We start from the raw sequence: 12392 nt of genomic DNA on the forward strand, positions 1-12392 counted from the left end.
AATAATTACGATTTCGCTTTCGGCATCTGAGAAACCAGAGATAAATTGACGTCAATCCCTTCCACCTGAAAATGCGGCACCGCATACAGTTTGATTCGGAAGAATCCCGGATTGTCATCAATATCCTCAACTACCACATATGCTTCACGCAGCGGATGAGATGCCTGCATGTCGTCAGTCGGATCATTCATCTCCGTTACCAGTGTGTTGAGCCAGTTATTCAGTTCAATTTCAAGCAGACGCCGATCTTTAGTGGTGCCAATGTTCTCCCGCTGGATCAGCTTTAAGTAATGAGCAATGCGCGATAACAGGAAGATGTAGGGCAGACGCGCATTGATGCGACTGTTGGCCGTGGCTTCACCGGTGTCATACACTGCGGGCTTCTGCGTGGAGTGAGCCGAAAAGAAGCAGGCATAATCGCGATTTTTATAGTAAGAGAGCGGAATAAAACCCAAATTGGCAAATTCAAATTCACGGGTTTCCGGGATCAGCACTTCTGATGGGATCTTAGCCCGATAACCGGTACTCAGATCGTAGAGGTGGATCGGCAAATCAGTGATAGCACCACCGGCTTGCGGACCACGGATCTGCACACACCAGCCATTTTTGACAAAACTCCTGACCATATTGGCGGCAAAAGCAAAAGCGGCATTGGTCCACAAATATTTACTGCTATCCGGCCCTCTTGCTTCTTCGACATAATTAAACGTTCGCACCGGCACACTCTTCGGGCCATATGGCAGACGTCCCAACACTCTTGGCAAGGTGAGGCCAATATAACGGGCATCTTCACTGTCGCGGAAAGATCTCCACTGGGTGTATTCGGCGCGTTCAAAATAGTGACCCATATCTTTCATCACCACCACTTCATCCATGCTCTTTTTGCCAAAAAAAGTTGGAGCGACAGCAGTAATAAATGGCATGTGCGCCGCTGCCGCAACTTTGGCTACGTTGCGCAATAAGGCAATATCCTGCGATCCGGCACTAAATTCATAGTCGGCAATCACTGCGCCAATCGGTTCGCTACCCGGTATGTCATATTCCTGAATGTAAGCGTGACGATAGAAACCGCTCTGAACAATTTCCGGTGCATCGTCAAAATCTTGCCGCAAATCATCCTTGGCCACATCCAACACTTCAATTTTGACGTTCTGACCGAGATCTGTCCGATCAACCAAAAATTTTAAACCTCGCCAGGCAGATTCTATTTGCTGAAATCCCGGCTGATGTATCACCACATCCAGTTGGCGGCCGATTTTGCGATCCAATTTGCCGATCTCAAAATCCAGCAATGCTTTATCCAACTGTTCCACTTTTTGCGCGGAGGCTTTCAGCAGATCGAGAAGAACGCTAACCGCCGCGGTCACCCGTTCATCTTCCGTCACCCCAGCCAATCCATCACTGTCATGAAAACATGCAATATCACTTAATCGTTCTACCGGACGTAAATTAATTTTCTCAAACAAAGACGAGTAAACCCCACCGGTATGATGGTTAGCCGTCGCCACAGAAGATGTAGCCTGCTCTTGTATAGTCATTCAAATACCTTTACTACTTAAATCTCGTGAAAATAATGTGACAATTACCCTTCTTGCGGCGTCAGTGCTGCCAATTCAGCTCGCAGTTCATCGCTCAACATTTCATCCTGAGGAATACGCTCCAGTTCCTGACGAAAGTCAGGACGAAAGCCAGATAGTTATTAATCCGATAATTAGACAAACAGCAAATATGAGGGAATGAATAATGGCATCTCAATTGACGAATGGCTTAATAACACAACCGATGCAAAAAAATAGCCTCAAACTATACTCACGCTAACGAAAGAATTACCGTAGAAAACATCCAACAAAGAAAAATTAATCTTATATAGATAATAAGAGGTACAACTTCAACATAAGTTAAACAAGACATAATTAAATAAAAATAAATAAAATTCAGGAAATTCTTAATGATATTTCGTAACTAATTATAATTATTGCCATTTTTAATTCTTAATTTGTTACAAATTGTAACAATCTGTAATAAACAGTAAAAATATTCAATAAATATCGGATAATTGTTATTATTATTTCACGACTTTATTTTATCTTCTTTGCTCAAATGATATTGATTATTAATTACATTATTAATTATATCTCCATCAACCCGCGTATTCACCTATACGCAGTACAACTCACTTCATTAAGTGGATTTGTTCTTTATAACAATAAACGGTAAGCGAAATAGTTTAATAAGATAGGTATTAAAGAGATAAACGATTTCTACGCGTATCAGCATTTCAATAATTTCATTATCAGCTCAAATAAAAACTTGCCTAATAGTCAACCATATAAACTATCCACAAAGAAATCAAAAATACTGAACAACACGCGGAGAAATGCTTTCATTTCAACGAATGTCTATTGGTACAGCACATTATCCGATATATTCAATATCTCATAACGCTATATCATTTCCAGATCAATATTATTATCATTAAAATTCAACGTCAGTATCTTATTTCCTCCACCTCGATTATTACCAGGGATCTCTAATGCATTATCGTAAGTGAATTCCCTATTTATAGAATACTTAACCGCATTTTCATTCGGTGGATTCCAATAATCCTGAAATATCCAAATATTAAATTCAAATTCAGATTTAAATCCCCTTTCGGTATAGATATGAATGGCTTTATTAGGTTCATATTTATCACCTATCCAGGGAGCCCATAAATCGCCATGCCATTCAGACATTTTATCCACAGAGAATCTTTTTCTGGCAACATATCCATGTTCAACGACAACTTTACACGGCACTTTATTATAAATAGATTTAATATTTGTTACTCCCGCGATAATATTAATAGCTGGTTTATTCCGAGTGTTACTTAATTTTCTTTCCATTTTATTCACCTATATCAATTAGTAAGTCAAATAATAATTATGATAGGATTTATAATAACTTCATCCTTTCGCACACTGCCATCCAGCATTGACCTAAATTATCCTTGCAACATTAATTTCCTCCTGTGACATTACACTTAAAATAACATTCAATCCTTATTAATCACGCCTATTTTCTTATATCAATGATTAGCCTTAAATTAAAATATAGCGCAAAATCTATATTTTATCATTAAGGCTAGCTCACATATCTACATTTATTTTCCCTTAATTATTACGCTAAACATTACTCATTAAATTTTTCGTCCCTCTTTTCATCACCTGAGCTAATTTCATTACATATATAGGTAATATCAGGGCGCTAACCATAGTCAGTATGAAAATAGGCCGCACGTTCTCAGCAATAATCTCCTTACCGTCTAAGAAAATGGACGAGAAGAAGAACACCACGCCAGCACCCAAATTGGAAAATGCCATCTGGAGGGCACCAAAACCTGCCCGATTTTCAGGCGTCGAGGCATAGGAAGCGAGCACGTTTGCCGCCATCACCTGTACATAAGTCGCGAACATAAAAAGTGAGAAGAAAACGTATCCATTTATTTTTCCCGTTAATCCCAGAAAAATATTAACAATAAATAACGTCGCCGCGGCGATGGTAATTCTCTGAGGCGGGTATCTATCGCAAAGTTTCCCGGTTAAATAAGTTCCCAACCAAGACGCGATACCACCGTAAAAGAATACCAGTGAAACCTGATTTTCCGGGATATAAAATACATTCATTAATAGCGGAGCAAGTATCGGAATAAGCATGAAGGGGCTAAAGTTACTGACGCCACTTGCCATTCCAGCTAATGCTATTTTTTTGGTTAGCACAATTTTTTTCTGGCTATTTTTTACTTTCTCTGTTCCTGGGATAAAGAAGAGGATCAGAGGCAAACTTACTATGCATAAAATAACGATAAATAGAAAAGAGACTTGCCAGTTAAAACTCTCTGCCAAATATAAACATAACGGTATACCTAAAATACTTACAAATGAAAAAGATGAAAACGCAATTCCCAATACCCTTCCTCGCATACTTTCCGGGGAGTTATTCAGTAAGATCCCAATACCTACCCCCAACGTCACACCACCAAACAGACCGGCAATGATACGTAGCAGAATAAGTTGGTATGGTTCTGAGGCGAAAATCGTTAAGAACGTAATCAGGCCGAGAAACAGGGTGTTTAAAATGAGAACCTTTCTTTTATTAAAACGATCAATAAAGAAAAAGGATGTCAGGCCAGAAAATACCGAGGAGAAAACATAAGCACCCGCAATAACCCCCGCCATCGTAACCGGCATGTGAAAATCTTTCGACATATAAACAAAAAGCGGAGTTACCATCATGTACTCTAACGCATTAATAAATTGAACTAATGCGACAACCATCGCAATAACAACTATATTATTAGTTCCAACTACCTGATTATTTCCAATTAACTTCGACATTATAAATCTCAATTCCTGTTGGCTTAAATTTCATCGACGTGATAAGCAATTTACATCACATGCCGAGCAAAAAAAAGCACCGTGTATCATCCAGTAAATGAACAACGTAATCAGGCTTGAGATGAAGCTGATGATGGTAAAGTAGAATAATCAAGCAACAACAATTTCAGCAGACTCATTCATTGTTAGAAGTAAGTAACAAAGGCACTACCTTTACCGAATAATCATTAGAGCTGATACTCAATCAGCAGGCGTTTATCGCGACGGCTATCCCGATTAAGAACCACAAAAGTGCAGCCCCTATTTATCACAATGGTTCAATTTAAAAGGTTATTGAGCGGTAATAGATGAGTTCATAACAGTTACAAGGGACATATCAACGATTAGAAACAGATAACAAACTTTCTGGAGAAATTATGGCGAATATACTTAAATATGGCGATACCGTAAAAATATTAAATAGTTTCAGAAACTGGGATGGTGGGTATCTTAGTGTATATGGAACGAGTGGTATTTCAGATGGCAAACATACGGTGATAACCACCACTGAGGCAGGAACATTCTGGCGAATTGAATCAGGAACAGGTAAACCTATCGGCAGTGAAGTTATTAACAACGATACCATTTTACTCCACAATCTTTATCAATGTGATGGCGGCTATTTAGCACATTATGCATTATCAAGTCAACAGGTTCCAGAAGGCGAAATATACCCGATACACACATCAGATAAAAATATCCGTCCAGAAACATTAGAGTGGATTATTTATTCTGACATGCCATCGATTGATGGAAAAATCAAAGAAGATGAAAGTATTACGCTATATAACCGATGGGGAACCCGAGGCTTTCTTGATACTAATGGTTGGGTTGGAGTCCCTAACACAGTATGCCATGTATACACTGCTGCTAATAACCTTCGTAAACCCTATACCGGCCTGTGGAAAATGACACAAGTTAAAGATCCTTGTCTCCCGGTTACCAAACCCTCCAATTGCGCTGGAGAATGCGGCACTAGTGATGGCGGTAAATATTGTTTCCAATTACCTCAAAGTATTCGATTTGGCCTGATAGCTTATACTAATACAGCTATCCATCAACAAACAGTAAAAGTCTATATTGATGATCTTCTGGTAGATACATTCACTGGCAAAGGAATCGATACTAAAGCTTATACATCCGGTACAGGCAAAGTCTGTATTGAGATTATCGGGGATGGCAAACCTTGTAAACTCCGTTACTCCTATAATACCCTTGACGGAAAACCGGGAACAGTCACTATTGGTGCCGAAAATGACGCCAACAATAATTACAATGACAGCGTTGTGGTATTGAATTGGCCACTGGTGAATTAGTTTAAAATACCCTATTAATTTCACCACAAAAAATCATTAATAAATTAAAGCGGTATTATGCCGCTTTTTATATGCAAGCATTATCAATCTAATATATTTTCAATCTGTTATTATTAAAACATAGAAACAAATCAAAAATAAATATAAAATAGTGTCTTATACCTTCACTGCATAATATAAACCTTATCTCTTAGTATATATTTATATTTTTGCAGAAAAACAACATCATTAAATCAATAAATAATTTGTTAATATATAACATTGCCACGCCCCATCTTTTATATTAATTTTCACAGTATAAATTTTTCTGTTTCGCCAAATAGTTTTAATATTATTATTGATATGTTTCATCTGTAAACAGGGAATTTAACAAATGAGAAATCAATGACAAACTTAAAAACCATGAAAGGTATATATCAATGAACTCACATGTTTATTTATTTCTTAACGCAGATAACGCTAGATATAATGAAATATCAAAAAAATCAGATATTGCCTATCCTCAACCTATCAGTAACGATTGGCCTGATCTCCCTATCGAGTTTCAAAGGCATATTGATGATGTGATTAATTTAAATGGTTATTTATATTTTTTTAAAGGTTCGCAATACGTTAAATTCGATATCGCAAAAGCTAAGGTGATTGATGGACCGAAATTTATTGCAGATGGATGGCCCGGACTGAAAGGAACCGAATTTGAAAATGGAATAGATGCAGCCACAGAATTTACAACAAATATTGTTTGTTTCTTCAAAGGTAGTGATTGTATCGATTATGCCGTAAACTCACACACAATTAAGCGAAAATCTATCTCCGACAGATGGGAAATAACAAAGAAACACACAGAATTTAGTAAAAACCTAGATGCTGTTACATGGAGAATAAACTCTGCGATTGCTCTCTTCAAAGACAATCATTATATCGCATTTAATCCTCAATCGAATACTATTGTAATTGGACCTGCACCTGTTACTAATTATACCAATGGGGCCTTCAAAACAGCTCAAGCAGCAGTATTGATTGACACCGATTTATTAGGCAGTGACCGAGGAAATAACGGAGGCTGTAGCGGAACATGTGGCACCAATGACACGGGTAAACACTGTTTTCAATTACCTCAAAGTATTCGATTTGGCCTGATAGCTTATACTAATACAACTACCCATAAACAAACAGTAAACGTCTATATTGACGATCTTCTGGTAGATACATTCACCGGCAAAGGAACCGATACTAAAGCTTATACATCAGGGGCAGGCAACGTCTGTATCGAGATTATAGGAGATGGCAAACCTTGTAAACTCCGTTACTCCTATAATACCCTTGACGGAAAACCGGGAACAGTGACTATTGGTGCCGAAAATGATGCTAACAATAATTACAACGACAGTGTGGTGGTATTAAACTGGCCCCTAACATGAAAATGATTAGCAGGGCTCAGTCAGCAATCAGTAAAAATTAAAATCCCTTGAACAACTTCACATTTTTAAAATAATTCAGAGAATATCCTCTTCTCTGGATTATTTTATCGAATTAACCGAAAAATCTCCCCATGAATGACTAGGATCTAAACTTTAAAAAGATATTCAATCAATATACCCTATGGATTTCAAGATGCATCGCGACGGCAAGGGAGTGAATCCTCGGGAGCATCGATAACTATGTGACCGGGGTGAGCGAGCGCAGGCAGAAATGCTTGAGCAAACTTTTGGTGGTATTTGTTTCGTCTATAACGACTTAAACACGGTGCCCAATATTCATATTAAAGGGTGAAAATATTCTCAGACTAATTATTTAATTGTGGTGGTAGGGAATATTGACACGTTAAACGTTTGTAATGAGCAACGTAAGACTAAAACAATTTCATATTGATATGCTACTGTCAATGACGACAAGAATCACATTGCTTTAGCTAGATGAGTTTCAACTCATCAAAAAATGACCTTGTAGGAGAGATACAGTGAATAACCATTATGATGTTTTGATTATTGGCGCGGGTATTGCAGGCATTGGTACAGCATGTCATTTAACAAGGAAATGTCCTGATAAGAAGTTTATTATCTTAGAACGTCGCCAAACGATAGGTGGTACTTGGGATTTATTTCGCTATCCCGGCATTCGCTCAGATTCAGATATGATGAGCTATGGCTATACATTCCGCCCCTGGACAGACACCAGTGTTTTTGCAGATGGGCCTTCAATTCAAAGTTATATCCATGCAACGGCAAAAGAGTATGACATTGATAAGAAAATAGAGTTTGGGCTAAAAATTACTCATACTGACTGGTCAAATGCGACTCGCCAGTGGACCGTTACCGCGATTGACGAAATAAGTGGGGAAACCCGGCAATTTACTTGTTGTTTTCTCATCGCTGCAACAGGTTATTATAACTATGATGAACCTCATTTACCTAAATTCCCCGGCATTGAAGATTTCAAAGGCCCGGTAATTCACCCTCAACTCTGGCCTGAAGGGTTGGATTACAAAGGAAAGCAAGTTGTTGTCATTGGTAGTGGTGCAACAGCAGTGACTTTATTGCCTGCAATGGCAAATGATACTAAACATATCACGATGTTACAGCGCTCCCCCAGTTATATCTTTTCAATGCCTGAAAGGGATAAGATAGCAGAGTTTTGCAAAGGCATTATTCCACAGCGCTGGATTTACACATTGAGCAGAAAGCGCAATCTTTTTCTGTTTCGCTTAATTTATAAAATAAGTCGACATTTACCTACATTATTGAAATCGTTTTTACTGGCATTGGCTCGCAGGCGTGTCGGCCCAGATTTTGACATGAAGCACTTGACGCCAAAATATATGCCGTGGGATGAACGGCTCTGTCTTATTCCCAGCAATAACCTATTCAAGGTACTAAAAGAAGGTAAAGCCTCTATCGTTACTGACCATATTGAACGTATAACTGAAAACAATATTTTATTAAAATCCGGCAAAGAATTACCCGCAGATATTATTATTACCGCCACTGGGCTGAAATTACATTTTATTGGTGGAATTGAACTCTCTATTGATGGACAAAAGCAACAAAGTCATGATCGCATGCTTTATAAGGGAACGTTGATACAGAATATCCCTAATTTTGCCTGTCTGTTTGGTTATATCAATAACGCCTGGACGTTGAAAGTTGATCTATCTGCGGATTATATCTGCCGTTTGTTGAATGAAATGGAACGTCGCGATGCTACCGTTGTAACACCACATGCTCAGCCGGGTGAGATGCAGGAGGACGAACATATTTTTGGCGCTTTGCGATCTGGTTATGTGAAACGTGCACAGGACTTGCTTCCTCGTCAGGGATATAGTCCAAATTGGCAGATTCCACATGATTACAAAAAAGATAAACAAGTTTTGGGACAGCCTGTAGATGATGCCGCGTTGAAATGGACATAATCGCCCGAAATTAATAATTATCTGAAATGGGGATAATCTACTTATCCCCAATACCATAAAACTAATGGCTCGTTATTACCCATCTCTTCGATAACCAAGAAAAAACCAGCCCAGATATCGCGCCAAAAATATGGCCTTCCGTTGAAATATTCGTTTGCCACGGTAACAAGCCAAACACAATCCCACCATAATATACAAACACGAGAATCGCAAAGAAGAAATCTTTTACTCTTCTCAGGAAAAAAGCGTTAGCCAGCAGCAATCCCCATAAACCAAAAATCCATCCGCTGGCACCAATATGAATAGCCGAACGTCCAAATAACCAAACTAATGTTCCGCCCACAAAGATAATAAACAAGCTGGCTATCACATAATAACGAATGGAGTGGGCCATCAATAACGCACTCAATACTAATAACGCGGGGAGATTGCTGAACAAATGCCCCCAGCTACCATGTAAGAATGGAGATAATGGAATACCAATTAACCCTTGAGCGTATCGGGGAATGATGCCGAAATGACTTAGTGCGCCACCGGTTAAAGTATCAAATAATTGGATTATGATCAGTATTGCTGCTAATCCTATTAGCATATGAAAGCGTTGTTTTAGCCCTGTTTTCACCGTGTTGTTGCCTTATGATTTATTGGAAATCAAAATGAACTTTGTCTCAATAAAGGTGTTATGGTCAAAGTTGACACTACGACAACCACTATATCCCGAAAGTTTGGAATTTAACAGTTTTGATGTAAAAACTAAATTCTATTTTGACACAACCAATTCGGTTTGGTGATAAAAAACAATCATAAATAACTTATATGGACACCCACTCTTTTTATTCTCTGCTATTCATGTAGGGGGATGAATTTAAAAACGTTTTCACTTTCTCAAGCAACTGCCACATATACTGACAGCCATGATTTCGTGTCACCGTTTCATGCAAGGATTGCCACAGACGCTCAATTTTATTCAGCCGGGGAGAATAAACAGGTAAAAACAATAGGTTAAATTTAGGATGACGGGCCAACCTCACTGACCTATCGGCTTTTATGGATACAGTAATTATCCAAAATCAATGTGAGAGTTTCAGCATGAAAATAATGTTTTTAGTTTTTCCTAGTATCACTATAGTTTCTGTTGCCCTTTTAAATACCCGTCAGCGCTGCCCTTTGCCACACGATACCCATTTATACCCGTTATCTTTCAAGTTGCCTCTTTGTTGGCTGCACTCGCTCCCTATAAATAAGAACAAAAATGCCGATCTTGAATATCGGCATTTTGCTGTAAAAGAGAAGATGAATTTAATGCTTTAACATTTCAATTTTATCCCGACTCAGTCCGGTACTGGTGACAATAATGTCCAAACTCACGCCATGCCGTAATAAGGCACGAGCCGTTTCCAGTTTACCTTCCTCTCGGCCTTCTTCTCGACCTAGCTCAATACCTTGCTTGATACCTCGCTCAAGCCCTTTTTGTTCAAGCTGTTCTGCAATAGTCATCAGCATCGTTTCATGCTCCGGAGATTGTTACTTCAGTTTGACCGGTTTCAGCTTCGCCGGGAAAACGTAAAAGTCCCTTGTATAGCCATCATCCTGAATAAGAACAAAAATGCCGATCTTAAATATCGGCATTTTACTGTGAAAGAGAAGATTAATTTAATGCTTTAACATTTCAATTTTATCCCGGCTCAGTCCGGTACTGGTGACAATAATGTCCAAACTCACGCCATGCCGTAATAAGGCACGAGCCGTTTCCAGTTTACCTTCCTCTCGGCCTTCTTCTCGACCTAGCTCAATACCTTGCTTGATACCTCGCTCAAGCCCTTTTTGTTCAAGCTGTTCTGCAATAGTCATCAGCATCGTTTCATGCTCCGGAGATTGTTACTTCAGTCTGACCGGTTTCAGCTTCGCCGGGCAAACGTAAAAGTCCCTTGTATAGCCATCATCCTGAATAAGAACAAAAATGCCGATCTTAAATATCGGCATTTTACTGTGAAAGAGAAGATTAATTTAATGCTTTAACATTTCAATTTTATCCCGGCTCAGTCCGGTACTGGTGACAATAATGTCCAAACTCACGCCATGCCGTAATAAGGCACGAGCCGTTTCCAGTTTACCTTCCTCTCGACCTTCCTCTCGACCTTCCTCTCGACCTTCCTCTCGACCTTCTTCTCGACCTTCTTCTCGACCTTCTTCTCGACCTTCTTCTCGGCCTTCTTCTCGACCTAGCTCAATACCTTGCTTGATACCTCGCTCAAGCCCTTTTTGTTCAAGCTGTTCTGCAATAGTCATCAGCATCGTTTCATGCTCCGGAGATTGTTCAATCAGTTGATGGACAAAGTGTGAGAGATCCAGCGTATGTCCATTCAGTAAAATATAGCGTAACACCACATTGAGCTGCTCGGTTGTATTATACCCTGCATTCAAGAGTTCCACCAATTGGAGGAGCCATTCCTGCATATCCCGGCAGCGAATATGTTTTTGCACCAGTTCCATCAGGGCTACCCCTTTATGTGTCAGGATCTCTTCATCGCTGAGCACACTGACGTCCACCAACGGAAACGCCTGACGGTATAAGCGAGCCGCCTGTTCGGGGAGCGTGAAACAATCCAGCCACCGGTTTGAGTAAGGATACGGCCGAATCTCACCATGATAAAACAGCAGAGGTGCCACCAACGGGAGTTCAGTATGGCCTTTTTTCAGGTGAGCCTCCATGGCTAACATGGCATAATGCATCAGCCGCCAGGCCATCAACGGGTCAGGAGTGGACTGATGCTCAATCAGACAATAGATATAGCCTTGTCCCCGAGCCGTTTCAACCGAGTACAGCACATCACTGTGCAGTTGACGTAAATGCCAGTCCACAAAACTGCCGGGTTCCAGTTTCAATGTGGCTAAGTCACACAACGACTGGATTTCTTCGGGCAGATAAAGGGATAGAAACTCTCTGGCCGTTTCAGGCTGCGTTAAAAAATATTTGAATAATCCGTCATGGTGAGGCCGTTTTTCTTTCTTTGCCACAATCTGTTTCTCTGTCTTATTAGTTAGTCATTACCATTTATAGTATTTCTACCAAGCTACAAAAAACATCTTCCCATATTTCCTCAGGCAAATCTTTACCGAATGCATTAATAGAAGAGCCTAAAGAATCAAATACCAGAAAAGAAAAAAAGAGAAAACATTATATTTACAACAATTACTTTATGAAAGCCATTCATTTCAATCAGTTTTTAACCTGCATTCGCATAATGATAA

The 12392-nt window shown here is 39.4% G+C and carries 8 protein-coding genes and 4 pseudogenes; 3 read left to right on the forward strand and 9 right to left on the reverse strand.

The window, feature by feature from the left end:
- Nucleotides 1-5: 5 nt before the first annotated feature.
- From tssC to PluTT01m_RS21685, 4 genes and pseudogenes are all read right to left on the reverse strand, one after another.
- On the reverse strand, nt 6-1538 hold the full coding sequence (gene tssC, locus PluTT01m_RS21670) for a type VI secretion system contractile sheath large subunit (RefSeq protein ID WP_011148328.1): 1533 nt from the start codon (nt 1536-1538) through the stop codon (nt 6-8).
- 44 nt (nt 1539-1582) lie between these two features.
- A pseudogene (locus PluTT01m_RS27745) lies at nt 1583-1675 on the reverse strand (type VI secretion system contractile sheath small subunit); the annotation flags it as partial.
- 769 nt (nt 1676-2444) lie between these two features.
- Complete coding sequence (locus PluTT01m_RS21680; RefSeq protein WP_011148329.1) at nt 2445-2885, reverse strand: hypothetical protein; 441 nt, start codon at nt 2883-2885, stop codon at nt 2445-2447.
- 279 nt (nt 2886-3164) lie between these two features.
- Nucleotides 3165-4376 carry an MFS transporter gene (locus PluTT01m_RS21685; RefSeq protein ID WP_011148330.1) on the reverse strand — a complete coding sequence of 404 codons (1212 nt, stop codon included), beginning with the start codon at nt 4374-4376 and terminating at the stop codon, nt 3165-3167.
- Nucleotides 4377-4792: 416 nt separating this feature from the next.
- Here PluTT01m_RS21685 and PluTT01m_RS21690 point away from each other — a divergent pair, with 416 nt between their 5' ends.
- From PluTT01m_RS21690 to PluTT01m_RS21700, 3 genes are all read left to right on the forward strand, one after another.
- The gene (locus PluTT01m_RS21690; protein ID WP_011148331.1) at nt 4793-5731 is read left to right on the forward strand and encodes a fucose-binding lectin II; all 939 of its coding nucleotides are present in this window, start codon (nt 4793-4795) and stop codon (nt 5729-5731) included.
- A 419-nt stretch (nt 5732-6150) separates the two neighbouring features.
- Nucleotides 6151-7152: a fucose-binding lectin II gene (locus tag PluTT01m_RS21695; protein WP_011148332.1), complete on the forward strand. Its 1002-nt coding sequence runs from the start codon at nt 6151-6153 to the stop codon at nt 7150-7152.
- 539 nt (nt 7153-7691) lie between these two features.
- Complete coding sequence (locus PluTT01m_RS21700) at nt 7692-9140, forward strand: flavin-containing monooxygenase (protein WP_011148333.1); 1449 nt, start codon at nt 7692-7694, stop codon at nt 9138-9140.
- A gap of 61 nt (nt 9141-9201) precedes the next feature.
- Here the strand turns inward: PluTT01m_RS21700 and PluTT01m_RS21705 are convergent, their stop codons facing one another.
- The 5 genes and pseudogenes from PluTT01m_RS21705 to PluTT01m_RS21725 form a co-directional block, all read right to left on the reverse strand.
- On the reverse strand, nt 9202-9762 hold the full coding sequence (locus PluTT01m_RS21705; protein WP_011148334.1) for a rhomboid family intramembrane serine protease: 561 nt from the start codon (nt 9760-9762) through the stop codon (nt 9202-9204).
- A 211-nt stretch (nt 9763-9973) separates the two neighbouring features.
- Nucleotides 9974-10244 (reverse strand): annotated as a pseudogene (locus PluTT01m_RS21710) (transposase); the annotation flags it as partial.
- Nucleotides 10245-10439: 195 nt separating this feature from the next.
- A pseudogene (locus PluTT01m_RS21715) lies at nt 10440-10664 on the reverse strand (ISNCY family transposase); the annotation flags it as partial.
- Between the two features lie 129 nt (nt 10665-10793).
- Nucleotides 10794-11018, reverse strand: a pseudogene (locus PluTT01m_RS21720) (ISNCY family transposase); the annotation flags it as partial.
- A gap of 129 nt (nt 11019-11147) precedes the next feature.
- The gene (locus tag PluTT01m_RS21725) at nt 11148-12158 is read right to left on the reverse strand and encodes an Rpn family recombination-promoting nuclease/putative transposase (RefSeq protein ID WP_011148335.1); all 1011 of its coding nucleotides are present in this window, start codon (nt 12156-12158) and stop codon (nt 11148-11150) included.
- Nucleotides 12159-12392: the final 234 nt, after the last annotated feature.

It is taken from the genome of Photorhabdus laumondii subsp. laumondii, assembly GCF_003343245.1.
In the GTDB taxonomy this organism is placed as follows: Bacteria; Pseudomonadota; Gammaproteobacteria; order Enterobacterales; family Enterobacteriaceae; genus Photorhabdus; species Photorhabdus laumondii.